24 protein-coding genes and 1 tRNA gene are annotated in these 25,446 nt (G+C 39.8%); 17 read left to right on the forward strand and 8 right to left on the reverse strand.

What is annotated here, in order from left to right; translation table 11 throughout:
* Window positions 1-103 precede the first annotated feature (103 nt).
* The gene (locus ABZP26_RS03525; RefSeq protein ID WP_013464169.1) at window positions 104-604 is read right to left on the reverse strand and encodes an RDD family protein; all 501 of its coding nucleotides are present in this window, start codon (window positions 602-604) and stop codon (window positions 104-106) included.
* A 271-nt stretch (window positions 605-875) separates the two neighbouring features.
* On the opposite strand from ABZP26_RS03525, the gene ABZP26_RS03530 reads away from it, so the two are divergent.
* From ABZP26_RS03530 to ABZP26_RS03550, 5 genes are all read left to right on the forward strand, one after another.
* Window positions 876-960 (forward strand) — tRNA-Leu (locus tag ABZP26_RS03530).
* Window positions 961-1,247: 287 nt separating this feature from the next.
* On the forward strand, window positions 1,248-2,528 hold the full coding sequence (locus ABZP26_RS03535; RefSeq protein WP_013464170.1) for a diguanylate cyclase: 1,281 nt from the start codon (window positions 1,248-1,250) through the stop codon (window positions 2,526-2,528).
* Window positions 2,515-3,339 carry an ABC transporter substrate-binding protein gene (locus tag ABZP26_RS03540; RefSeq protein WP_236613526.1) on the forward strand — a complete coding sequence of 275 codons (825 nt, stop codon included), beginning with the start codon at window positions 2,515-2,517 and terminating at the stop codon, window positions 3,337-3,339. Before ABZP26_RS03535 ends, ABZP26_RS03540 begins: the two co-directional genes overlap by 14 nt.
* Before the next feature lie 165 nt (window positions 3,340-3,504).
* Window positions 3,505-4,497, forward strand: a complete 993-nt coding sequence (locus tag ABZP26_RS03545; protein ID WP_013464172.1) for a fatty acid desaturase — start codon at window positions 3,505-3,507, stop codon at window positions 4,495-4,497.
* Between the two features lie 402 nt (window positions 4,498-4,899).
* Complete coding sequence (locus ABZP26_RS03550; protein WP_013464173.1) at window positions 4,900-6,039, forward strand: Na/Pi symporter; 1,140 nt, start codon at window positions 4,900-4,902, stop codon at window positions 6,037-6,039.
* A 58-nt stretch (window positions 6,040-6,097) separates the two neighbouring features.
* Here the strand turns inward: ABZP26_RS03550 and ABZP26_RS03555 are convergent, their stop codons facing one another.
* The gene (locus ABZP26_RS03555) at window positions 6,098-8,167 is read right to left on the reverse strand and encodes a TonB-dependent receptor (protein WP_096038181.1); all 2,070 of its coding nucleotides are present in this window, start codon (window positions 8,165-8,167) and stop codon (window positions 6,098-6,100) included.
* A 56-nt stretch (window positions 8,168-8,223) separates the two neighbouring features.
* A complete protein-coding gene (locus ABZP26_RS03560) occupies window positions 8,224-8,880 on the reverse strand; it encodes a YoaK family protein (protein WP_036956080.1) in 657 nt (218 codons plus the stop codon).
* A gap of 143 nt (window positions 8,881-9,023) precedes the next feature.
* On the opposite strand from ABZP26_RS03560, the gene ABZP26_RS03565 reads away from it, so the two are divergent.
* The 4 genes from ABZP26_RS03565 to ABZP26_RS03580 all read left to right on the forward strand — a co-directional run bounded on the left by ABZP26_RS03565 (window position 9,024) and on the right by ABZP26_RS03580 (window position 11,487).
* Entirely contained in the window at window positions 9,024-9,272 is a 249-nt protein-coding gene (locus ABZP26_RS03565) for a TIGR03643 family protein (protein ID WP_013464176.1), read from the forward strand.
* Window positions 9,273-9,345: 73 nt separating this feature from the next.
* Window positions 9,346-9,717, forward strand: a complete 372-nt coding sequence (locus ABZP26_RS03570) for a hypothetical protein (RefSeq protein ID WP_013464177.1) — start codon at window positions 9,346-9,348, stop codon at window positions 9,715-9,717.
* 21 nt (window positions 9,718-9,738) lie between these two features.
* Window positions 9,739-10,818: an endonuclease/exonuclease/phosphatase family protein gene (locus ABZP26_RS03575; protein WP_024601531.1), complete on the forward strand. Its 1,080-nt coding sequence runs from the start codon at window positions 9,739-9,741 to the stop codon at window positions 10,816-10,818.
* Between the two features lie 132 nt (window positions 10,819-10,950).
* Entirely contained in the window at window positions 10,951-11,487 is a 537-nt protein-coding gene (locus tag ABZP26_RS03580) for a DUF924 family protein (protein ID WP_013464179.1), read from the forward strand.
* 71 nt (window positions 11,488-11,558) lie between these two features.
* Here the strand turns inward: ABZP26_RS03580 and ABZP26_RS03585 are convergent, their stop codons facing one another.
* The gene (locus ABZP26_RS03585) at window positions 11,559-12,935 is read right to left on the reverse strand and encodes an NAD-dependent succinate-semialdehyde dehydrogenase (protein ID WP_013464180.1); all 1,377 of its coding nucleotides are present in this window, start codon (window positions 12,933-12,935) and stop codon (window positions 11,559-11,561) included.
* Between the two features lie 200 nt (window positions 12,936-13,135).
* On the opposite strand from ABZP26_RS03585, the gene ABZP26_RS03590 reads away from it, so the two are divergent.
* The 3 genes from ABZP26_RS03590 to ABZP26_RS03600 all read left to right on the forward strand — a co-directional run bounded on the left by ABZP26_RS03590 (window position 13,136) and on the right by ABZP26_RS03600 (window position 15,312).
* A complete protein-coding gene (locus ABZP26_RS03590) occupies window positions 13,136-14,170 on the forward strand; it encodes a nitronate monooxygenase family protein (protein WP_096038182.1) in 1,035 nt (344 codons plus the stop codon).
* Between the two features lie 6 nt (window positions 14,171-14,176).
* On the forward strand, window positions 14,177-14,743 hold the full coding sequence (locus ABZP26_RS03595) for a Crp/Fnr family transcriptional regulator (protein ID WP_028834352.1): 567 nt from the start codon (window positions 14,177-14,179) through the stop codon (window positions 14,741-14,743).
* Window positions 14,744-14,805: 62 nt separating this feature from the next.
* A complete protein-coding gene (locus ABZP26_RS03600; protein WP_024601536.1) occupies window positions 14,806-15,312 on the forward strand; it encodes a YgjV family protein in 507 nt (168 codons plus the stop codon).
* 28 nt (window positions 15,313-15,340) lie between these two features.
* Here the strand turns inward: ABZP26_RS03600 and ABZP26_RS03605 are convergent, their stop codons facing one another.
* The gene (locus ABZP26_RS03605; RefSeq protein WP_368485380.1) at window positions 15,341-15,856 is read right to left on the reverse strand and encodes an NUDIX hydrolase; all 516 of its coding nucleotides are present in this window, start codon (window positions 15,854-15,856) and stop codon (window positions 15,341-15,343) included.
* Between the two features lie 227 nt (window positions 15,857-16,083).
* Here ABZP26_RS03605 and ABZP26_RS03610 point away from each other — a divergent pair, with 227 nt between their 5' ends.
* Genes ABZP26_RS03610 through ABZP26_RS03630 form a run of 5 tightly spaced genes read left to right on the forward strand, consistent with a single transcriptional unit; the run spans window position 16,084 to window position 21,604 of the window.
* Window positions 16,084-17,424, forward strand: a complete 1,341-nt coding sequence (locus ABZP26_RS03610) for a sigma-54 dependent transcriptional regulator (protein ID WP_016900152.1) — start codon at window positions 16,084-16,086, stop codon at window positions 17,422-17,424.
* Window positions 17,425-17,441: 17 nt separating this feature from the next.
* Entirely contained in the window at window positions 17,442-17,651 is a 210-nt protein-coding gene (locus ABZP26_RS03615; protein ID WP_024601538.1) for a hypothetical protein, read from the forward strand.
* Between the two features lie 18 nt (window positions 17,652-17,669).
* Window positions 17,670-19,154, forward strand: coding sequence for an ATP-binding protein (locus tag ABZP26_RS03620; protein ID WP_013464186.1), 1,485 nt, complete (start codon window positions 17,670-17,672; stop codon window positions 19,152-19,154).
* A gap of 1 nt (window position 19,155) precedes the next feature.
* Window positions 19,156-19,617 carry a response regulator gene (locus ABZP26_RS03625; protein WP_010390893.1) on the forward strand — a complete coding sequence of 154 codons (462 nt, stop codon included), beginning with the start codon at window positions 19,156-19,158 and terminating at the stop codon, window positions 19,615-19,617.
* A gap of 25 nt (window positions 19,618-19,642) precedes the next feature.
* Window positions 19,643-21,604, forward strand: a complete 1,962-nt coding sequence (locus ABZP26_RS03630) for a response regulator (protein ID WP_013464187.1) — start codon at window positions 19,643-19,645, stop codon at window positions 21,602-21,604.
* Window positions 21,605-21,636: 32 nt separating this feature from the next.
* Here ABZP26_RS03630 and ABZP26_RS03635 read toward each other — a convergent pair whose 3' ends face one another.
* From ABZP26_RS03635 to ABZP26_RS03645, 3 genes are read right to left on the reverse strand one after another with little or no spacing between them, the layout of a single operon-like run.
* Window positions 21,637-22,638: a LacI family DNA-binding transcriptional regulator gene (locus ABZP26_RS03635; protein ID WP_028834345.1), complete on the reverse strand. Its 1,002-nt coding sequence runs from the start codon at window positions 22,636-22,638 to the stop codon at window positions 21,637-21,639.
* A gap of 11 nt (window positions 22,639-22,649) precedes the next feature.
* The gene (locus ABZP26_RS03640; RefSeq protein WP_058154239.1) at window positions 22,650-23,978 is read right to left on the reverse strand and encodes a glycoside-pentoside-hexuronide (GPH):cation symporter; all 1,329 of its coding nucleotides are present in this window, start codon (window positions 23,976-23,978) and stop codon (window positions 22,650-22,652) included.
* Window positions 23,979-23,993: 15 nt separating this feature from the next.
* On the reverse strand, window positions 23,994-25,328 hold the full coding sequence (locus ABZP26_RS03645) for a GH1 family beta-glucosidase (RefSeq protein WP_368485381.1): 1,335 nt from the start codon (window positions 25,326-25,328) through the stop codon (window positions 23,994-23,996).
* Window positions 25,329-25,446 lie beyond the last annotated feature (118 nt).

A 25,446-nucleotide genomic window follows, 5' to 3' on the forward strand; every position in this document is an offset into this window, starting at 1 on the left:
GCTTAAATAAAAAACGCGGCCTTTGTAAAAAGCGCCGCGTTTTTTTATGCTTTAACTTGAGGTTATACCAATTCGCTTAATTAAGTATTATTGCGGATTGATATCAATCTAGTTCGCGATAAACGCGTTTATTTTCTTCTTTGGTGAGCGTAACCACTTCGGTTTTTGATAAGTAATCTTGCAGTGCTTTTTTATTTTTAAAGTCGACTAATACCACTAAATTTCCTAAACCAAGTAATGCGCTGATACTGCGGATAATAGCTTGTGGCCAGCTAATTAAACTTCCTTGGTTGGTTTGTACTTTTAAGCGCCATGCGCGCATACCAATTGTTTGCCCGCTTTTAGTCCAAAAATAACCAAAAAACACCAAACCAACCAGAACTAACAGTGAGCTGCGAACCCCTGAAAGTAACAGTGAGTCCTGAATACGTGCTGAGACATCTTCAGCGCCATTAAGAGCAATAACATCAAGGGAAATAAGCCCTTGAATAGCAAATAAATACAGTACCACCGTTAGCATCGCAAAAGCGATAATAGCTAATGTATCGTACACCAATGACGCAAAACGGCGCCAAAACCCTGCCCGTGGAAACTCAGCCAACATAAATATACTCTCACTGTTAATGTGCGCGATAGTTTAGCAAATAAGCCGTCAAATACTACCTATTACGCTACGTGCTTAACTCGATATTGGCTCAAATGTTAATGGGTGCCTAAATGTTAAGCGGTTGATCATGCTTAATACATAAAACGCTTGCCGCTTTGCTTATTGTTTGTATAATGCTTAACAATGAGATGGAAGAGGATACATAATCTTTCACTCTAAAGTGGTTTTTCTTTATCTTCTCATGTTTAGAAGGTTAAAGAAAAATGATGCCAGCGTGATGAAATTGGTATACATGGGGGATTCAAAATCCCCTGCCGCAAGGCGTGCCGGTTCAAGTCCGGCCGCTGGTACCACTTTTTATAGCCCCTGCTAGATTTAGCAGGGGTTTTTTTATGCCTTAAATTTGAGTGGCTGAACTTGAGCGGCACGTGAGGTGCCGCTGTTATAAGTAAAAGTCCGGCCGCTGGTACCACTTTTATAGCCCCGACCAAATTGGTTGGGGTTTTTTTATGCCTTAAATTTTAATAGCCTAAAGCCGCCAGAAATGAGAACACTTATTCCTTATGCTGTTCTTTGCTTCCATTAAGAATGTAATTAACCTAAGCTCAACTATAAAGTTTATTAAGAAGTGCCATTGTTAATGTTTGCAAGTTACCGTAGTCCAAACAGTTTATCTAAAAAAATGATGCGCGTTATTTTCTCTATCTACTTGTTTGTAACCTGCCTCATAACAAGCATGCAGTTTTTAACTGAATACTTAAAAACACAAGACTCAATCTCCTATGAATTAAAACAGTTGCAAGAAACTGTTCAGGGTCCTGTTTCGACGAGTTTGTGGCAATATGACCAAACTCAGTTAGGTGTACTCGTTGATGGGCTTGTTAAAATGCCGGTTATTGAGGGGGTTGATGTTTTTGACAAACATGGCAACAGCATGATTTCTAAACGTTCTTACACTCAAGCCTCACTTCCTCTCTCAATTTTTGAAACTAAATCTGAGTTGTATTGGACGCTTAATGGTACACGGGTTTTTCTTGGCACATTGGTGCTCTATTCATCGTCTGAGGTGGTTTTAGATCGTGTTTTATTTGGTTTTTTCTTAATTGCTATTACGGCAATGATAAAATTATCAATTTTGTTTGGGTTATTTATTTGGGCTTTCGATCGTTACCTAGCCAGGCCTTTAAAAGAATTGATGCAACAAGTTAATGAGGTCCAATCAAGTAAAAATACACGTAAACGGATCAATCTTTCACATATTGAAAACAACGAGCTCAGCCAGCTCCAAGATCATATGAATACGATGCTCTTTAGTATGGAAAGGGATCGGGAGCGATTACTCGAGGATGAAAAATCTAAACGAGATTGGCTGGAAGAGGCCGTTACAAAACGTACAAAAGATCTACAAGTATTAAATGAAAAACTTAAAACGCTTGCAACAAGAGACTCTCTAACGGGTACTTTAAATCGGGGGAGCTTTTTTGATACAGCAAATCATTTGCTAGAACTTTCTCAGCGACAGAAATTACCCGCATCTTTTATTTTAATTGACTTAGACTACTTTAAAAACATTAACGATACGTATGGACATTTTGTTGGTGATAAGGTGCTTATTCATTTTACCGACACAGTTCAGAGCATGATAAGAGAGTCTGACCTTATTGGTAGAGTGGGTGGAGAGGAGTTTGCACTATTTCTTCCAAATACAGGGCTTGATAACTCGTTCAAACTCGCTAATAAAATAAGAAAGGCTGTGGTTGATTCAACCTTAGAAGTTGATGGTGAAACTGTAATCTATACTGTAAGCATAGGCGTTGCCTCATCCGAGCTAAAAGACTGCTCAGTTACTGAGTTATTCAAAGTCGCTGACTTGAAGCTTTACTGCGCTAAAGACAAAGGACGTGATCGTGTTGAAAAATAAAATGTTTAAAGGTAAAAAAAAGATCTCTCAAGTGCTGCTTATATCCTTATTGTTAGCATTGAGTATAGGTAATTTTAGTCATGCCAATACATTAAAAGTTTGCTACGACCAATGGCCTCCTATGACCATATTTCCGTCAGAGGGTTTTCCTGCCCGCGGCTTTGTGATTGATATGCTAGAGCAAATATATACATCAAAAGGCTATCAATTAGAATATTACGAAGTGCCTTTGGCAAGGGGGCTCGATATGGTTGCGGATGGTCTTTGCGATATGTTGCCAGAATATTTATTTTCGCAAGACATCGAAGTGGGTTTCGAGTACGCCTCAGAGGCAACATTTGCATATCCAACTGCTTTTGTTGTTAGGCAGGATGAATCCTGGCGCTATGATGGGATTCAATCCATACAAGGAAAGCGTGTTGCAACAGGGCCTGGGTGGGATTACAGCTCGGTAAGTGTTGATTATCAAAATTATATTGATGATCCAAATAATTCTGATTTAGTGGAAGTAATCGCGGGCTCTAGCGATGTGGTAGAACGGATTTTTCAGATGATTAAAGCGGGAAGAATCGATCTATATGCAGATAATATGCTGGTTTTACAGTACATGTTGAATCGATTTGATTGGAACAATGGATTAAAAATAGTGCGTCCAGGCTTAGAAAATAAATTGGTTGAAATACCTATTTTTTCAAATAAAATGCCCGCAGAAAGAAGGCAAACGCTAATAAATATATGGAACAGTGGTCGTTTATCTATCAAAGGAGATAAACAAAAAATGCTTCTTAAAAAGTATAATGTGGCTTTATAAGTGCTTTAAAATGCCCCAATAGCACGCGCTAAGAAAGTGAGATATTTAATTTGATTATGATCTTATACTTTTTTTCCCCGTAAATTAATTAGTATTAAATTACTTTGTACTGAGTTTTTTACTCGGATATTATATACCTCAACCTCTTGTTGCGAATAAAACATCATGACTCAATTGACCGCAAAACAGAATATTCAAGCCATTGTTAAAGCGATTAAGGCGGAAGAAGCGCTGCTTCGTCAAAAACATCCATTGTTAATGCATCAAAACACCTTGGGAATGGCTATCTTATTGCTCTCGCTAAGTGCGTTAATTGGGGTTGGTACTTTGTATTACTTTGCCATTATCCCTGCTTGGCTTTGTATTGTATTGGCCGCTATAGCCACCTCTATTTCGCACGAGCTTGAGCACGATCTTATTCATAAGCAGTACTTTAGCAACCAGCCTTTTTTACACAATTTTATGATGTTTACTGTGTGGTTGATGCGCCCTAATACGATTAGCCCGTGGTATCGTCGCAAGATGCATTTGCATCACCACAAAACGTCGGGCACTGAGCAAGACCTAGAAGAACGTTTGGTAGGTAATGGTATTAAAAACCCGTTTTTACGTGCATTGGTGATTGTTGATGGATTGCTTGGTTTATTAATTAACGCAAAACGTTTTAGTAAAGAAATTAAAGGGTTTAGCTTTTTTAAAGTGTTTAACGCAGGTTTTCCAATTACTACTGCTTATTTTGCTATTTTATACAGTGTGATAGGGTTTCATTTAATTAATTTATTTACCCCAATTGCGGCTAACTCACCGGCATTATTGCTCGATGTAATGAATGTGTTCGAGTTTTTAATGGTGGTGCTGATAGTGCCTAACATTGTACGTTCGAGCTCACTTAATTTTGTTACCTCCAGTATGCATTATTACGGCGGTGTTAATAATATGCTTGAGCAAACTCACGTAATTACTAGCCGTTTGTTTATGCCGTTTAATTTGTTTTGCTTTAACTTTGGCCACACCCACACAATTCATCATTTTGTGCCGAATCAGCCGTTTTATTTACGTCAAATGATTAGCAAAAAAATTCTTGAAGTGATGCGCCAGCACGGTGTGCGTTTTAACGATTTTGCTAGTATAAAAAAAGCTAATTTGTATCAATCATAAAGCTTGTTTTTACTCAATCTTCGAGGTTGCTGCTTTATTAACCTTGCCTAGCCTAAGGCTAGGCAATACCCCTAGTAAAGTCAGATAAAGCTTATAAAACTTCCCTTTAGTACCTACTTAATCTATTACTCAGAGCTTTTTAAATTTAGTCCTTAATTGATGCCACTTAGCGCTTTGTTATGTAATTGAATACTAAGTTTAATTTTTTGATTTTAATTGATTTTTTTTAGAGTTATGGCTTGCCTTATACTCAATTTTTCACCCTTATGTTTTTATGTTATGAATAAAAAAGCACGTTAATCGAATTGAAATATTTCTGTAATATTTAGGTGTTCTAATGCGCTCTGAAACAAAAACGTCATCAAAATGCCATAATCGGTAAGACAAAACTGAGATTTAAACATGAGTGAATCAAAGCGCAATACGCTATTAATAAAAACGCTTAACTGGGCTGCTATCGCCTTTTTAGTTTATTTAGTCCTTGTAGCCGTTGGCACTGTCAGTGGTGGTTTTAAATTAGCGTCGGGCGGTACTGAGGGAGCGAAAGAGATTTTTGCATTCGCAACCAACCCGTTTATCGCATTATTATTAGGTGCTTTAGCAACCGCTTTAGTGCAATCATCATCAACGGTTACCTCAGTTATAGTGGGACTAGTTGCTGGCGGTTTACCGTTAAGTATTGCTATTCCAATGGTGATGGGTGCAAATATTGGTACCACTATTACTAACACCTTAGTGTCTATTGGCCATATTCGCTCTAAAGAAGAGTTCCAACGTGCATTTGCGGCATCAACTGTTCATGATTTCTTTAATTTATTTGCCGTTATTATATTTTTACCGCTAGAAATAATGTTTGGTTTGCTGCAAAAAATGTCTGCTGCTTTATCGCACTTATTTATTGGTGATGCCGACTTATCATTAAAGAGCTACAACTTTATTAAACCACTCGTAAAACCAGCTGTGGGCGTAATAAAAGATGCATTTAGTTTTTTAGATACAAAAATGCTAGGTGCAGCGATGGTTATTGCAGGTATTTGTTTGATTTTATTTGCCGTAACTACATTAGGTAAATTACTTAAAAAAGCGCTGGTTGGCACTGCAAAAGATATACTGCATGGAGCCATTGGGCGCGGGCCTATCGCGGGTATCACATCAGGTGCGGCAGTAACAATTATGGTTCAGTCATCATCAACGACAACCAGTTTGATGATCCCACTTGCTGGAAGTGGTGTGTTTACTACGCGTCAAATTTACCCATTCACACTGGGAGCTAACATCGGTACAACCATTACTGCTTTATTAGCGGCCACATCAATTACAGGGCCTATGGCTGAGGTTGCGCTAACAATTGCATTGGTACACGTTATGTTTAATGTATTTGCAGTTGCACTTATTTACGGCGTTCCTGTGCTGCGTGAAATACCGCTAAAACTTGCTGAAAAGCTAGCCGAAATTGGTACAAATAATAAATCAGCAGCATTAGGCTATATACTAGGATCGTTCTTTGTGGTGCCTGGTTTAATTGTACTGGCCGTTCGATAAGTAGAAATAAACGTATAAAAGGAATGCGCTATATAATTTATATAGCGCATTTTTTGTTTTACCACTGGTAACTTACAGACAACATGGCATTACGTGGTTTACCTGGGAAGTAACGATCCCCAGTAAAGCTGGTGTAATCGGCGCGCTCAGCGTAGGCTGTGTTAGTTAAGTTTATAATTCGGGCACTCAGTAATAGCTGTGGACTAATTTGCCACTGGCCGCGCAAGCTTAAAATATCGTGGCCTTGATATTCATGTAAGTTTTCAGGGTCGGAAAAGTAGCGGCTCACATAGTGCCATTGCAGCGCAAGGCTAATACTCTCGTTGGCTTGCCAGTTAAAATCGATATTAGCAACCTTTCGAGGTGCGGTATCAATATCGTTACCTTTAATATTAATGCTGCCAATAACTTGCTCATTCGAGTACGTATGCTTGGCATAGGTGCCTGCAAAATTAACAGATAAGTGCTGATTAAAGCTATGCGCTAATTCAAGCTCAATACCGCGATGCCGAGTTTGGCCGTCATTAACAGTAAAAAAGTCACTGTCGCGGTAGATGGTATTGTGCTTGCTCATCGCATACATCGATAAGCCATAGCGAGTATTGTTGTACACCCCTTTAATACCCATCTCAGCATTATTAGCTATTTCTGCGTCTAAGTCGGCAGTACTTTGCTCGCGTTGTAATTGATAGAGCTCAGCCGCTTGGGGGGCTCGATAGCCTCTTGAAAAATTAGCGTATAATGTATTGTTAGTATTAAGCTGATAGCTCACCCCGAGTTTTGGCGAAAGATTACTAAAGCTGTTTTTAGTGCTTTCGGGGCGGCTATAACGACAGCCACCAAAACCACATTCGTTGCCATCCTCTTTTGTACGCCCTGCAAGCATATTATTTTGATAGTCATATTGCATGTGCTCATAACGCAGTCCTGCGGTTATAAGCCAATTATTTAGTTGCCAATCAATAGCGGCAAATGGAGCATATAAGGTGGCGTCAACTTGGTAATCGTAATGTTTACCTTGCGGCACTGTGGCTACTAAAAACGCAGAACCTTGAGTCGGTTTATCTTGGGTTTGTAAAAAATCGGCTTGAGTAAACTCACCATCAAAACCAAGTTTTAGGTTGGTATTGTCGTTCACATAATGTTGATAAAGCGATTGTAGGCCAAACCCTGTTTGACTGTTTTTTTCGAGCGGAGTACCGGGTAAAAAGTGTTTGAAAAAGTCCATGCTTTGGTCACGAAGATAAGGAGTAACAACAAGCGTGTTCTCACCTAATTGCCAGCTTACTTTACTCCAAGCCCTAAGCGAGCGAGCTTTTCTAAAGGCGTCAGGATCAAAATTTTGCTGTGCAATATCTTCATCTTTATAGCTTTGAAAGCCACTAATATATCCTGCGGTTTGTTGGTCTAAGTCGGTATAGGTCAACCCCGATATTAAACTTAAGTTGTTGTTAGCGTATCGATGTCGCACATTTATTTTTTGTTGTTTAACGCTTTCATCATCTCGGTAACCGCCATCATCGGTAAAGCTGGCATTAATACCGAACCCTGAATTATCCATAGCATGGCCTGCACGCAATTTATAGCGAGCATAACCGTAAGAGCCATAATCAACACCCAGTAAACCACCACCTTGGGTCGTGTCTGGTGTAATGACGTTAATTACGCCATGCACTGCATTTGAGCCATACAGTGCAGAGCCTGGGCCTTTTAATACTTCAATACGCTGTGCCATCTCACTATGTGCTTCAAATAGCTCATTAATATTACAAAACCCAGCTGCACGAAGTGCAATACCATCTTCAGCAGTTAAAATCCCTCCACAAGCCCCCGTACCAGAAAGCACCTGCGAGCGCAGGGCGGGTAAATACTCTTGACCATTACCACGTTGTACATTGGCACCTGCAACGCGTTGCAGTGCTTCTTCTACATGGGTAGGGGCAATAAGCTCAAGCTGTGATTCGCTTAATACACTGATCACCAAAGGTAATGGGGTGGAAAGCGCTTCACTACGTGATGCTGTGGTTGTGATACGTTCAATTGATTGCGCGGTATCTTCAGCACACGCACTATTAATTAAACTTAACTGACTGCATAACAATAAAGGGGGTAAATAGTAGTATTTCATAAATTCCAGCACATCGGCAATTTGATAAGTTTAGGGTAGGGGATTTTGTGAATTGGTTAAAGCACACTCAACCTATAAACCCGATAAGTAATCGATAAAACAATACAAAAAATGCCGGGCACAACTAAAGTCAGCACTGAGTAATGTTTAAATAGCAATACGCCTACCACTCCGCCGGTTAAAAAACCGGCAATAATTAATACAAAAACAATGCACTTTCTAGTATCGAATGTTTGTCCTTTTAGGGCTTTTCCAAACATTAACCCTAGGTCGGTAAATATACCGGTTAAATGAGTGGTACGCACTACAGCGCCGCTGTAGTTAGTGGCCAAAGCATTTTGTAAGCCGCAGGCAGCAGAGGCAAGTGTAAGTGCGTAAGGGTAAGAATATTGAAGTAGCTGTGCGCTTAACAGCAGTAAAATACCCTCAATAAATAAGAGCGTATCGTAATGGCGGCCTAGCTTAAGTGAACCGCCTGAAAGCATTAAGCCTGTTAATGCCGAGCCAAATATAAAACTCAGTACAATCGCAACTAAAAATAACGCCGCCTTGATGTTGGTAGTAAGTTCAATAGCTAATGAAGTCACCGACCCTGAAACGTGAGAAATTGCTTGCTGTTCAAACCCTAATAAACCTACTGCGTTTACCATACCGGCAATAAAAGCGAGGGTAAACGCACCATATTCGACCCACTTAGGTAGTTTTGTAAACATCCTTTTAGCTCCGGTTTCAGTGTGTAGATTAATCATACACTTAATTAAAGTTAATAAATGAAAAGAGATTATATTTTTAACATCACAACCAAGTGATGATCGCTAAATTTAACTTTTGCGTATTAACCAAATTTGGAATTAATATGTTTAACCAAGAACAGCAATCACGCATTATAGAAATGGCATGGGAAGACAGAACGCCATTTGAAGCCATTGAAAATCTGTATGGGCTAAATTACTCTCAGTTAGTTAATTTTATGCGTGACCACATATCTAGCGGCTCATTTAAAGTATGGCGTAAGCGCCATGCTGGGCGTAAAACTAAACACCTAAAGTTACGCGACCCCGCGATTATGCGCAGTCATTGTAAAACACAGTACAAGCAGCGTTAATTTTTCTCATTTCATGTAATGTTCAGGCTTAACCGTTAATACTCTTCAGTAATGATCACACTGGAGAATCGCCATGAAATCACTAATCAGTATTTTAGTAATGGTTTTTGCGCTAATGGCAACAAACGCATTTGCTGTACCACACAAAGACAAACATGCGAATAAACACGCAAACAAGCATCACTGGAAAAAGCATAAATATAACCAATACCATGACAAAAAACGAATCTCTAAAAAACAAGCAAGGCATTTAATTCGCCAAGGGTGGACTCCACCAGGATGGCACACCCGTTATCATCAAGGCGATATCCTCGAGCATGATATTTATAAGCGTGCTAGAGTAATAGACCGAGAAAGAGACACAGTGCGAATAGAAGTTGATCGCACTATTATTCATCTAGTGCACGACACTCGTGAAATTCTCTCTATTTTACAGCGCCATTAGGCACCATATAAGGACTTATAAATGCTCATAGTGTTGGCGGTAATTACTGGCTTTTTGTTGTTAATAACCTTATTGCCGCTGTCATACAGTCAGCACTATTTAGTCCGTAGCTGCGATTTTGTGCGCTTGCAGGTGTGTTACCTAGCAAGCGCTGTAATTATCGTTGCACTAATAGGTATGTGGCAAATCGACTTTATTGCATACTCATTAATAGCGGCTGTTGCTTTAATTATTTGTGCGCTTCAAGCTAAGTGGATTTATCCTTATACATGGCTTGCTAAAAAAGAGGTGCAAAGCGCACCGGAAAATATCAACCACAGCATTCGTATTATGTCGGCTAATGTACTTATGTCGAACCACAATAGTGAGCAGCTCATTAGCCTTGTTAATACCTATGAACCCGACCTACTCATCACTCTAGAAAGCGATAGCTGGTGGCAAGATAAGTTATCTGTGCTTAAAAAAAACTACCCTTATCAAGTACAGTGCCCAAAAGATAACCGCTACGGCATGCATGTCTTTAGTAAATTTAACATACTCGATGCACAAATTTGTGAACTCATAGAAGATAATATTCCCTCTATTCATATTTTGTTTGAAAATCATCAAGGGCTAAAAATGCAAGGCCACTTTATTCATCCTGCCCCACCGAGCCCAACCGAAGAAGATTCATCGCGTCCGCGCGATAGCGAACTAATAATGGTGGCTAAAGCGCTTAAAAATCCAAGCCGCCCGACGATAGTCGCCGGCGATTTAAATGATGTAGCTTGGTCACGCAGCACCCGTTTATTTATGCAAATCAGTGGCTTTTTAGACCCACGTAAAGGACGGGGCTTTTATAACACTTTTCATGCTGGTTACTTTTTTATGCGCTGGCCGCTCGATCACTTATTTCACTCTACAGGTTTTACTGTAAAGCGTATCAAACGTCTTGCTAAATATGGCTCCGATCACTTTGCTCTGCTTACCGAACTTGTTTATGAAGATGCTAATCAGCAATCACTCGAAACAAAGCCCAGCGAGCTTAAACAGCAGGACATACAAGAGCTTGCTATGAGCAAAGCCGATAAACGTAAAGTGCCTAGGTTTGAAAAAGGCTAGATGAAGTACAGGTATTAGGTTAAAGGCTTTAGGCGAAAGGCAAAATTAATACATTAGGGGCGTGCTTTTAAATTTGCGGGATTTTATATAGCGAGCTATTTAGTTGAGTGTTAATTAGCAAAGAGATTCATTATGTTTAATAAAATTATCTACTTTTGGTTTACAGAGCTTGAGCCTAAGCAGTGGTGGCAAAAAGATGAGGCGTTTGATTTGATGATTCAGGCTCGTTTTGGCCAATTACACCAGCAAGCGAGTGCGAGTGAGTTATTTCAATGGCGTGAGAGTGCATTAGGCAGCCTAGCTGAAATTATCGTGCTTGATCAGTTCTCGCGCAATATTTATCGTGACAAGCCAGCATCATTCGCCTGTGATTCAATGGCTTTAGCGTTAGCACAATCGGCCATTACAAAAGGGTTTGATAAGAAGTTGACGGATGAGCAGCGAGTATTTTTGTATATGCCTTTTATGCACAGCGAATCGAAGTTAATTCATAAGGAAGCGGTTAAGTTATATAAGGGATTAGGTATTCAAAATAACTTAGACTTTGAGTATCAACATAAAGCGATTATCGATAAATTTAATCGTTACCCGCATCGTAATAAAATACTGGGGCGGGAGTCTACAGAAGAAGAACGCGAGTTTTTAAAACAGCCCAATTCAGGTTTTTAGATTCATCAGACAAAAAAACACCGCGCTTATTACAAGCGCGGTGTTTAGTTTTATTAACCAGATACCTGATATTAGCTATTAATCATGATGCTTTTAACATTCACAAACTCGCGAATACCAAAGCCGCCATGTTCTCTGCCATAGCCACTGTCTTTAACACCGCCAAATGGTAAGTTCGGTTGTGCCAGTCCGTAACCGTTTATGTTGATCATACCGGTATCAAAATGCTTTTTAGCCAGCTCAATGGCTTTTTTCTCATCTTTTGAAAAGATACCACCGCCTAGTCCATAACGGGAGTCGTTGGCAATACGCATAGCGTCATCATTATCTTTGGCTTTAATCAAAGATGCCACAGGGCCAAATAATTCGTCATCGTATGCAGGCATCCCTGGTGATAAATTTTCTAGTACTGTAGGCGGGTAGTAATAGCCTGTTTGCTGCGGAATTTCGCCGCCTACAATTACTTTTGCGCCTGCATTTACCGAGTCTTGCACTTGCTGATGAATTTTGTCGCGTAAATCTTCGCGTGCCATAGGACCCAGTTCCGTATCTTTATCCATAGGGTCGCCCATTTTAATTGCTTTAAATTGCTGGCTCAGCGCTTCTTTAAAGTCATTGTATAATGAGTCAACTACCACAAAGCGCTTGGCAGCCACACAGGTTTGCCCATTGTTAATAATGCGGCCCTGCAAACAGGTTTTAACTGCTAGTGCGAGGTCGGCATCATCAAGTACAACATAAGCATCGTTACTGCCAAGCTCCAATACCGTTTTTTTAACGTGCTTACCGGCTTGCTCAGCTACTTTTTTACCTGTGCCATCACTTCCTGTGAAGGTAACGCCACTAATGTGTTCATGAGAAATAAGTGCGCTGGCTGTTTTTCCGTCAATTAGTAAGTTACTAAAGCAATGCTCAGGGAACCCAGCTTGTTTAAATAAGGTATCTATTTTTTCAGCCATACCAAATACATTGCCCGCGTGTTTTAATACCGTGGTATTACCCGCCATAATATTTGCGGCACTGTATCTAATAACTTGATAAAGTGGGAAGTTCCATGGCTGAATACCTAGCAACACGCCAGTAGGGCGATAACTTATAATTGCACGACCGCCTTGCATATCGCGTTCTTCGTCGCTCAGCATATCGGCGCCATGTTCTGCGGTATAACGGCAAATGTCAGCACAAAGCTGCACTTCTTGAAAGCCTTGTTCGTACACTTTACCCATTTCTTCGGTCATCAGTTTAGCAAGCGCTTCTTTTTGCTCTTCAAATAAAGAGGCTAGCTTATTCAAGTATTTAGCGCGCTCAGTAAACGAGGTTAATCGCCATGTTAAGTATGTTTCATGAGACTTTTCGATCACTTGTTCTGCTTGAGCTTGAGAAAGCAGCGTATAGCTATTGATGACTTGCTCGGTTGCTGGATTGATCGTATCTACTGTGTTACTCATTTTACCTCCTAACAAATTATGTAATAGGGTAGGTGCAAAACCAAAGCCAGTTGGGCGATAGTTTATAAAAATTCATAACTTTTTGTTAATAATGGTTTTTATATTACTTTATACAAAAATCTAGATTTTGTTTGTTCGTTGTTTTTGCTATGGTTCTGTAAATACTGCAAGTTGTTGAAAAAGTTACAGGGAGTAGTTAGATGGTACAGTCATTGTTTAATATCGATTTACCTCTTATTCAAGCGCCTATGGCGGGCGTACAAAACGTTGAATTGGCTGCAAGCGTTTGTGAAGCTGGCGGGCTAGGGTCGTTGCCTTGTGCTATGTTATCGCCAGCACAGTTAGTTGAACAGCTCGACTTACTTACTCAAAAAACAGATAAACCATTTAATCTAAACTTTTTTTGTCACTCGGTTACTGATTACACCAGCCAACAAAAGCAGCAATGGCATAATATGCTGAGCCCTTATTTTGCAGAGTATGAAATTGACCCGCAAAGTTTAACCGCAGGGGCATCCCGTCAGCCTATAAACCAAGCCGTTGTTGATATTATTGCACCCTATAAACCGGCAGTTGTGAGTTTTCATTTTGGTTTACCTAAGCACGCTATTGTGGCGCAAATAAAAAGCTGGGGCACTAAAGTAATTTCAACGGCGACCACTTTAGATGAAGCTATTTGGCTCAGTGAAAATGGCGCTGATGCTGTTATTGCTCAGGGTTTAGAAGCTGGAGGGCATCGAGGGCATTTTTTATCAATGGATTTAAGCTTGCAACAAACCACTGAGCAGTTAGTTAAGCGTTGTGTTGAGTATTTATCATTACCGATTATTGCTGCAGGAGGTATTGCAACGGCAGATGATGTAAAGCATATGAAAGCGCTGGGAGCCAGTGGAGTTCAAGTTGGTAGCGCTTATTTATTATGTAAAGAGGCAAAAACATCTGCTTTACATCAGCAAGCTATTTTAGAGCAGGCTCAAGATAGCACCGCACTAACTACTTTGTTTTCAGGTCGGGCTGCGCGGGGGATTCAAAACCGCGTCATGCTCGAGTTAGGTACTATGCCTGAGGGCGTGCCTTCGTTTCCTCACGCTAGTAGCGCAATAACTGCATTAAGAACATGCGCTGAAAAAGCAGGCCAAAGTGATTTTTCGCCTTTATGGTGTGGTCAAAAGTATGTGCCTCGGGTGGGGGTATCAGCTGCGGATATTACGCATATTTTAATGGAAAAATGGTAATGTTTAATGTCTGATAACCCACTTTTATCGCTTGGCGATAGTTATGAAGTGCTTATAAATAAGCTTAAAACACAATTGGCAGGTATTTACCCTCAACAGCTTGTCGCGCGCAATACCGTGTTATTGCCCCAAGGCGATGTACAGCGTTATGGCTATTTAATTGTGGAGGGGGTTTTAGGTGCTATTCATGATGATATTGATGGCGGGCAAAAATGCAAAGAGTTTTATTTTAAAAATGAGTTTGCATTGCTGTTTGCCAATTGGATGACCTCAAGCCCCGCTTTTTACCAATTAAAAGTAATTAATGAGGCAAGTGTAATTAAAGTACCGCTAACACTATTTGAGCAAGCACAGTACCAACTCATTAAGCAGCAACTCATTGCGCAGCAACTAATATTTAAAGAAGCCAAAGAAGCATTTTTATTACTCAACAGCCCCGAGCAGCGATACTGTTACTTGCTTAAACATAAACCGCATTGGTTGGCGCAGTTAAGCTTAAGCCAAGTGGCTATGTATATAGGTATTTCGGCCATTTCGTTATCACGAATTCGTAAGCGACTTAACTTAAGTTAAGTGCTGTTTATATAAAGCACTATACACTCCTCATTTTTATGCCTTAAGTGCCTTGGAGTGTTATGTTTTTAATTGCCCAATCATTGGTTGCCGTCGCGACTTTACTCGACTTAGCTTCATTTCAGTTTAAGTCCCGACGCATTATCTTATGTTGTTTATTTACCTCTGTGTTATTAACCTCAGTCCACTTTTTTATTTTGGGTTATAACAGTGCCGGCTGCTTAATGCTTATTGCCGCGTTACGTTATTTTTACTGCATATACTTTAAGCATACTTGGGCCATGTTTGGATTTATGGCAGTGAGTTGTTTAGCCGTTTATTTAACATGGCAAGATTGGTTTAGTGGCTTTGCGCTGGTGGCGACATTAATACAAACCATTGCTTCATTTCAAAATAGAGACTTGCACTTGAGGTTATGTATGGTGGTGGGAACCTCTTTTTGGATAACGCATAATATTTTTGCTGGCTCCCCTGTGGCAATAATTATGGAAAGCCTATTTTTAAGTAGTAACTTATTTGGTTTATATCGATTTTATATTAGTAAAAAAGTCTTGCTGAACCTCAAGTAGGAACGTAAAATGCAGCAATGTAAACTTATTAAAAGAACTGTTTGGCAATTTCTTTTAATAAAAAGGTTTCTCGAATAATCGACAATCCTTGTTTATCGCTATTAGCTAATGTGCGTTCGTTGTGAGCTATCGCCTCAAAAATATTTACCCATTTAGCTTGCATACCATTTTGTTGCTCATAGTGCTCAAGCTGTGCTTGGCCGAGTTGTTCGTTAATTTCGCATACATAACAGTATGACTTTATATGAATAATATCAAAGTCATCTTTGTACCAAGGACGATATTCTTCATAGAGGCCAAACTCACTGCAGATTTTTATATTTTGCGCGCCAGTTTCTTCATTAAGCTCTCTGATAAGTCCTTGTTCAATGCTTTCGTGTAAGTCTACGCCACCACCGGGTAAACTAAAATCGTCATAGCGCTGAGTGTACATTAATAAAATGTACTGCTGTTTAAATACAATTGCGCGAGCAGTAGGGCGAGTAAACTGATGACCTTGAGTAATATTAATAGTGGGGTGAATAGTGGTTTTTAATAGGCGCATAACGACTCCAGCAATAAAGGTAAATTATATCAGTTGGTTGTATTAATTACTTCATTGTTAAAAAGTAATTAACTGAAAAGATTGTTAATTTAAGCGTTTATACATATATCTGTAGTTATAATGGCGAACTATTAAAAAATAAAATGTCATTGTTTTAGTCCTGCTCTGAATACCTTTCATTTGTTTAAAGGGGTGAGTAGAATAATAAAAAAGCATAGGGATTAATCATGTTAAATATACTTTTAGTTGATGACGACATCGAATTTAGTGATGTTATTTGTCATATTGTTGAGTTTCTTGGGCATAATATTCAAACTGCAACCAGTTTAGAAGAAGCGCATCAGTGGTTTGAGAATAATTCCTTTGATCATGTATTACTGGATTTCATGTTACCCGATGGTAGCGGCTTGCATTTATTAGATCATTTAAAAATGATTGGTCAATCTCCTAAAGTCACTCTTATTTCAGGGCACCCATCGGTTAAGGGGATTTTAGCCGATATGTGTGAGCCCAATGTAACGCATTTATTAAAGCCGCTGCAGCGAGAAGATTTAGAACTGGTTTTAAATGGTCCTAAAAAAACTGTTAAAAAAGCTAAGAAAAACGCTATCACCCATCATTTTGATACCTTAATTGGTGAATCTGAGGCAATGCAAAAGCTCTATACTATGATAGAGCGCGTAGCTAAAACCAATGCTAACGTTATGCTTATGGGTGAAAGCGGAGCAGGTAAAGAGGTAGTAGCGCAAGCTATTCATAATGCCAGTCAATGCGAAGGACCTTTAGTTGCTAGCAACTGTGGCGCCCTTTCAAAAGAGCTTATTGGCAGTGAATTATTTGGTCACGAAAAAGGCGCATTTACCGGTGCCATTGCCCGTAAAGAGGGCGTGTTTGAACAAGCCGATGGCGGAACGTTATTTCTTGATGAAGTCACTGAAATGCCGATTGATATGCAGCCTAATTTACTGCGTGTACTTGAAACTAAAAAAGTAACACGGGTTGGCGGTAATCGTGAGTTACCAGTAAATTGCCGTGTTATTTCAGCGACTAATCGCTCCCTTACCGATTTAGCGCAGAATAATATTTTACGTGAAGATATTTACTTTAGGCTCGCTGTTTTTCCAATTGATATACCGCCACTACGAGAGCGAAAAGAAGATATTCCATTACTCTCAAAAGCATTTTTAGAGCAGTTGAACGATGAAAATGGTACAGCGTTTGCTTGGGCTAACGAGCAACTTAAAGAGCTGCAAACGTACGACTGGCCAGGTAATGTACGTGAACTTCGTCATGCAATTCATCGCGCTTTTATTATGAGCGATCCACAAACAAGCGATGTGGCACTGCCTGATAACCTAGAGTCACCTTTTTCACGAGTAAATAATCAAGCTCAGGAAAATCAGGTTTCTGCAGGACAAACCATTGAAGAAGTTGAAAAAGAGCTTATTCATGCAACACTCGATAAAGTACAAGGTAATAAAACATTGGCTGCACAAATGTTAGGTATAAGTACTAAAACGCTTTATAACCGCCTTAACGCATATGGTGGCATTGGCGAATATAAATAAAATAACATGAGGATAGTATGGCATTAACTAAACAAATAAAGCCTTTAAACGAATTAGTACATGATGCGCGGGCACCGTTAAATCGTATTTCAATGAATGCTGAGCTTATCAAGCTAGTACTTGAAAACGATATGCCCGTCGAAAAAGCACTCGCCGCACTCGATAAAATAATTGTTAATTGCCAAGCATGTAGTGACAGTTTACAGCTTATTTCAGACTCAAAATAATAAAAACCAGGACGATAAATGATTAAACGCAAACAGCAAGGCAAAGCAAATGTAGTATGGGCGTTATTTATCTCCATAATACTATGCATTATTGTAGGTAATGCATTTTTAGCGGTTAATACCATACAAGGCTTAACGCGTACTCAGCAAAGTTTAGATAACACTAATATGTTAAGCACGGCGATAGAGCAATTGCACCTTTCGGTAGTGCAAGCTGAGTCGGGGCAGCGTGGGTATTTATTAACTCAAACGGATGATTATTTAGTGCCTTACTACGATGCTATCGCACAAATAAAGTCTCAAACGAACCATGTGAGCGCCTTACATTCTGAAATTGACGGGCAGGCTGAGCGTATTGCACAGCTGTTACTCTTGGTTGAAGCTAAAATAGCTGAGCTTAAAAAAACGGTTAAATTAGCATTACATGATAAAGAGCAGCGCGCCTTACTAATACTTAATTCACATGAAGGACGCGACTTATATAGAGAAATTCGTGAGCGAGTTAATGATATTCAAGAGCGCGAACTACTGTTTAAAGTCAGTCACTTTTCGAAATTAGCGCAAATTAAAAAAGAAGCAAAGATCACTTTTGGTATTACTGCAGTTACCAGCGCATTATTGATTTTGGGTATGTTTTTATTGGCGAGGCTGAATTTAAAAAATGCGGCCGTGTATCGCGCCGAGCTGGAAATGCAAAATGAAACCTTAGCGAGTAAAGTAACTGAACGTACCCAAGAGCTTACCTTGTATTCTGATGAATTAAGTCGCAGTAACCGAGAGTTAGAAGAGTTTGCCTTTGTTGCCAGCCATGACTTGCAAGAGCCGCTAAGAAAAATCCAAGCATTTAGTGATCGGCTTGAAAGCATGTTTAAAGACGAGTTGGGCGAAAAAGGCGCAGATTACATTGCCCGCATGAAAAATGCCGCACAAAGGATGTCTAATTTAATTAATGATTTATTAGAGTTCTCTCGAGTAACAACTCGAGGTAAAGATTTTACCGACACCAATCTAAATAGCATACTTAATGATATTTTAAGCGATTTAGAAATAGCCATTAATGAGTCTAATGCGCAAGTGATAACGGTTGATATGCCAATCATTCAGGCTGATCCGAGTCAAATGCATCAGCTGTTTTTAAACTTAATTTCAAATGCAGTGAAGTTTAGAGCGCCTAACGTAAACCCTGTTATTGATATTAGCTTTGAACGAATTAGCGAGTTTAGTGAAGACCATAATAGTAAAGTAAGTTGGCATGTCATTACCGTAAAAGATAATGGTATCGGCTTCTCTGATGAGTACGCGGATAAAATATTTGTGCCATTTCAGCGTTTACATGGCCGTTCAGAATATAAAGGAACCGGCATTGGATTATCTGTGTGTCGCAGAATTGTAGAGCGACATGGCGGAACTATTACAGCAATAAGCACCCCTAACGAAGGCGCAACCTTCATTATTAAACTACCTGTGGATGCAGAGTTATTCACATTACAAGGAGAGGCATAATATGCCATTAACAAACGTAAAACCCATTACCATTTTAATGGCAGACGATGATGAAGATGATCGTTTATTAACCCAAGATGCGCTTGCTGAAAGCCGCGTTTTAAATGAATTACATTTTGTTGAAGACGGTGTTGAACTTTTAGAGTACCTAGAGCGCAAAGGCAAGTTTGTAGATAAAAGCATCTCGCCAAGACCAGGCTTAATTTTACTTGATTTAAACATGCCGAGAATGGATGGTCGTGAAGCGCTTGAAGCTATTAAGGCAAATCCAAACCTAAAGGGCATCCCAGTGGTTATTTTAACTACTTCTAAGCAAGAAGAAGACATGGTTAAAGGTTATAACCTAGGCGCTGCGTCTTACATAACTAAGCCGGTTACGTTTGACGGGTTAGTTGAGTTGATGAAAACGCTGGGTAAATACTGGGTTGAGTTTGTAGAGCTACCAAGCACGTTTAACGATTAAGCATATTATTAAAACAGGAGACGCTATGTTAGCAAAGGCAACGAAACTGCTATTAGTTGAAGACGATGAAGATGATTATATTTTAACTCGTGACTATTTAGAGCAGCTCAGTTCCCATGTGTTTGACATAGACTGGATAAGCTCTCCTGAGCAGGCAATACATGTACTAAGTAAAAATGAGCATGATATTTGCCTGCTTGACTATCGCTTAGGTGCCTCAGATGGCTTAAGTGTTTTAAAGCAAGCGATTAAGAATGGCTTTTGTGGGCCTATTATCATGTTAACGGGGCAATCTAACGATGCGCTAGATTCGGCTGCGCTTGATGCTGGTGCGGTTGATTACTTAGTTAAAAGTGAAATGAGTGGTAGCCGGTTTGCCCGTTCTATTCGTTATGCTCTAGCACGCCGCGATGTAGAAGATGAGCGGGTGGAGCGTTTAAAAGCGGAGGCTGAAAACCGTTCAAAAGACCGCTTTTTAGCGCATTTAAGCCACGAACTGCGAACTCCCTTGTCGTCTATTTTAGGCTATACCGAACTACTTATGCTCAGTGATTTTAGCAAGCAAGCTGAAAATGAGTTGGGCGTTATTTATCGTAATGGCAAACACTTATTGAGCTTACTGAATGATGTTTTAGATTTATCTAAAATTGCAGTCGATAAGCTTGAGCTAAGCTTGGGGGATGTTAATCTTGATAGCCTAATGGCCGACGTGTTTACGTTAATGCGTGTATCAGCCCTTGATAAAGGCTTATCATTAAAATTTGAATCACTGGAGCCTTTGCCATTAGTTATTCGTGTAGACGCTACTCGGGTACGACAAATTCTCATTAACCTGATAAATAATGCGATAAAATTTACCGAGCAAGGCGAAATTATCGTTAACGCATGGACAGAGACGGTGGCTGAACGTGAAATGCTCTTTTTTAGCATTAAAGATTCAGGCTTGGGTATTGCTCCAGAAAAACAAGCACTCATCTTTAAGCCTTTTGAGCAAATTGCCGATGTAGAGTCGCGCTCAGTAGGTGGTGCGGGCTTGGGATTAGCTATTTGTTCTGAGCTACTTAGTCGAATGCAGGGTACTATTTCATTAGATTCTTATGTAGGTGAGGGCTCAACGTTTACCATTTCCTTATACCCTGGTGATATCAGACAGGTAGAGCGCAATTTATTAAAACTTGATTTAACCCCCAACATGCAGCAAAAAGTAGCGCCATGCGAAGTAAGTGGCAAAGTGTTGGTGGTGGATGACTTACGCGATTTACGCGTGTTAGTTGGCCATTTAATTGGCTCAGCGGGTGCAGATGTAGATTATGCTGATAATGGCAAACAAGCGCTTGATAAGGTTAAAAAGCAACTCGTAGAGGGGCGCGCCGCTTACGATATTATATTTTTAGATATTCATATGCCGGTGATGGGCGGAAAAGAAGCAGCCATTGAACTTAGAAAGTTAGGATTTAAAGGGGCGATTATTGCTTTAACCGCGGCCACCATGAAAGGTATTCATAACGAACTAACCGCGCTAGGGTTTGACGATATGATTGCCAAACCTGTGGATTCAAACTTACTGTACCAATGCTTAGAGTCAGTGCTGGGGAAAAAAACACAACGTGTTTCATCGATACAGCCAACGCCAAAACATAATACTAATATAAAGCGTTTTTTATTAGTGGAAGACGATGCTGATGCTGGACAAATTACTCAGTTATTATTAGAAAGTTTGGATGTAGACACGGATATAGCAACAAGTGTCAAAGACTGTAAGGCGACGCTTGAGCATAACAGTAATTACGACAAAGTATTACTCGATATGCATTTACCCGATGGTTCAGGTTTAGAGCTTGCTGGCTTTATTAAAGAACACTATCCTGATATTCAACGAGTTATTATTAGTGGAATGGAGCCTGATGCCGTACACATTAGGCAGCTAGAAATAGAGCAAGTTTTGCTTAAACCAATAAACTTGGCGTTATTAAGTAAACTTGTTTAACGCCACTATTTGCCAATTTATATAATAATTAGCTAGGTAATATTAACGACTGATTGGCGTATGACTAATTCGGGCTGAAATAAAGTTTGAATAGGCTGTACGCTTTTTTGATATACATGGCTCAGTACCCACTGTGCAGCTACTTTTCCCATTTCATCTATTGGGTAATTAATAGTGCTTAAAGGGGGGTATACATGGCGGGTAAAGAACACGTTATCGTAGCCTATTATTGAAAGTTGTGCGGGTAGTTCAATGCCATGCTCTCTGGCACTGACCATTGCACCCGTTGCCATTTCGTCATTGGCGCACACTAAGGCGGTAATGGCGGGATTTTTTTTATAAAGAGCAGTAAATCCTTCGTAGCCGCTGTCCTCTATAAAGTCACCTTCATACAAACTGTTTTCATCAAACTCAATGTCGTGTTCAGCAAGTGCTTGTTTATGTCCGTTTAAACGCTCTTGAGCGTCTTTTTTCCATAAAGGACCGCTAATGTAAGCAATGTTTTTGTGACCAGACTCAAGAATGTATTTAGTCGCTAAATAGCCCCCTTTAATATTATCAAGAATAATACAGCGATCGGCGAGCTCAGGAATATGGCGATTGAGTAAAACAAATGGTGTTTTACCTTTGCTCAGCTTTATTAAATATTCATCGCTAACCGCTTCAACATGCAAAATAAGTGCATCGCAATTACGGCTAATTAAAAACTCTATGCCTTGTTGTTCTCGCTCTGCGTCACTGTGCCCTGCGGTAATAATAACGTGTTTACCTTGTTTTCTGAGGGTGTTTTCTATGCCGCTCATCATAGGGCCATAAAAAGGACCTTTTAACTCAGAAACCAATAAGCCAGCACTATTAGAGCAATTAGAGGCCAGTGATTGCGCAATAGAATTTGGGCGGTAGCCTAATTCTTCCATCGCTAAAGTCACTTTTTTTCTGGTTGCATCACTTACGTTTGCATTGTTGTTCATTACTCTTGAAACAGTGGCAAGTGATACCCCTGCAAGCTTTGACACCTCATAAATGGTGGCCATACTATTCCTTGTTACAAATTACTTTTTTGTGTTAAATCGGCGGTGATTTTTTTTATGGTTTTGTTATCTAAGTTGTATTTAGTCATTATTAAAGCCACAAGTATACTGCCAATAGCAGGGTAGAGTGTAAATGAGGTTAAAATACCGCTTTTAGTTGCTTCGCTTAATTCTACATTGGCTTGATACTGATAATACGCAAGTAACCAACCCGCTATAGCGCCGCCTAATGCGAGCCCCAATTTGATAAAAAATACCACGCTTGCATAAACCATACCTGTGAGTCGTTGACCATTTTGCCAAACTCCGTAGTCAATAGCATCTGCCATTTTTGCCCACAATAAAGGTGTCGCCATTTGAGTGAAAAAGCACCATAAAAAATACATTAAAAAGGCGAGTAAAACTTGCTCATTAGGGACAAAAAAAGCAAAACAGCTCAATATGGCAGAAATATATTGCAGATAAATATAAGCCGTTTTTTTATCTAAGCGTTTACTTAAAGGTTGCGCACACGCACAGCCTATAATATTACCGACCATACCTAAAGTCACAAATTCGGTGATTAAATCTTCTTTTCCAAGAACATACTTTACATAGTAAATAGCTAATGTCGTGCGCAGCACCATACTGGTCAATAATATCAGTGCTGCCATACACAATATTTTAAACGGCTGATTTTGCCATAAAACGTGAAGTTGTGTTTTTAAAGATAATTTATGTGGTGGATTGATCACCCGCTCTTTGGTGTAACGAAAACAAATTAGAAATAACACTACACCAAGGCAACTCATAACCAGCATGGTGAGTTGATAGCCCAACTCGTTATTACCCTCCCCAAACCACTTTACTAAAGGTAAAGTGCAGCTCGTAACCAATAACCCCCCCAGCATGCCAAACACAAATCGATATGATTGAATAGAAACCCGTTCGTTAGGATTGCTACTGAGTACGCCGCCAAGTGCCGAATAAGGAATGTTAATTGCGGTATAAACCAACATTAGCAAGGTGTAGGTAACGAACGCGTAAATAATTTTGTTGCCGTCATCCATCGCGGGGGTAGTAAAGGTAATCACGCTTATAACAGCAAAGGGGATGGCAAGCCAAAGTAGGTAAGGTCGGTAGCTACCGTATTTTGTATGAGTGGCATCGGTCAGGGCGCCCATTATTGGGTCTGTAACTGCATCAATGACTCTGACGACTAAAAAAAGGGTACCAACAACAGCAGGCGAAATACCAAAAATGTCGGTGTAAAAAAAGGTTAAAAATAGCATTACGGTTTGAAAAATAATATTACTGGCCGTGTCACCTAGGCCATAAGCTATTTTTTCTTTTTTACTCAGCATAAAAGCCACTCATTATTATTTTTGGCGCTGTTTAAGAAAATCACGATACGCAATTGCGCTTTGTTTTAAGGTGCGTTGTTGAGTTTGGTAATCAACATAGACTAGCCCAAAGCGTTTTTCATAGCCATAGGCCCATTCAAAATTATCCATTAAACTCCATGCAAAGTAGCCTTGCACATTAACGCCTTGCTCAACGGCATTATGAACGGCATTAAGGTGTGTATGGTAGTAATTGATACGATGTATGTCATCTACTTTTCCATCTATTAATACATCGGCCATCGCTGCACCGTTCTCAGTTATATATACTTTGGGTAGCGTGTAACGATCATTTAATGAAAGTAGGAGTTCACACAATCCCTGTGGGTATATTTCCCAGCCCATATCAGTGGTGGCAATATTCTCTAAAGGAGCTTCGCTAAACCAATGATCTGGCGTATTTTTGTAATGGATACGAGTATAGTAATTAACCCCTAAAAAATCGATTTTTTGGCTAATTATTGCCATGTCGCCATTTGCAACATCAGGTTTTGCATCATTTGCAAGCTCCTTAATCACTTCAGGGTAGCGGCCTTCCAGCACTGCCTGAATATACCATTGGTTATGATAGTCATCAGCTAATTTAGCAGCGCGTTCATCGTCAGGAGTAAATGGGTAGGCAGGGCTAAAATTAAGCACAATACCGGCCTCTATCTTAGGGCAGTTTTTGCGTATCACTTGCATCGCAAGTCCATGGGCGAGTAATAAGTGGTGCGCTGCTTGGCGTCCTGCTTTTTGACTTTTTATGCCTGGTGCATGTACCCCTATTTCATAGCCTAGGTAGGCACTACAAAACGGTTCGTTTAAGGTCGCATAAGAATCCACTAAGCCCTCTAGTTGCTGAGTTACTATATGAGCGTAATAAGCAAATTGATACGCGGTATCGCGATTTAGCCAACCACCGTTGTCTTCTAAATGTTGTGGCAAATCCCAGTGATATAAAGTGACATAAGTTTTAATATTGCGTGCTTTAAGGGCCTGTAGTAATGACTTATAGAACGCCATGCCCTGAATGTTTAAACTTCCATCTTGGTGTAAAACGCGTGGCCAAGAAATAGAAAGTCGATAGGCATCAACGGCTAAATCGGCAATCATTTGAACGTCTTGTTGCCAATATTTTACATGCTCACAGGCGTGATTACCGTTACTGTTATCTGCAATGGTGTTTGGTTTGCTACAAAAAGTATCCCAAATACATGGCAATCGCGTGTTGTGGCTTCCCTCTATTTGAAAAGAGGCCGTGGCAACACCAAAAATAAACGGCGATTTTAAAAGGGCTGACGTGCCTGGCAACGAAATTGTTTTAAACACAATGAGATACGTCCTTAAGCTTGCAATAATAATGCGCTTTACCGTAATTAGCTAAGCAATAGAAATTGTATAATACAGCAATGTAAGCGCTTACAATATTATTTGTAAATAAATTGAT

Source organism: Pseudoalteromonas sp. SD03 (assembly GCF_040937955.1).
Taxonomy (GTDB): Bacteria; Pseudomonadota; Gammaproteobacteria; order Enterobacterales; family Alteromonadaceae; genus Pseudoalteromonas; species Pseudoalteromonas tetraodonis.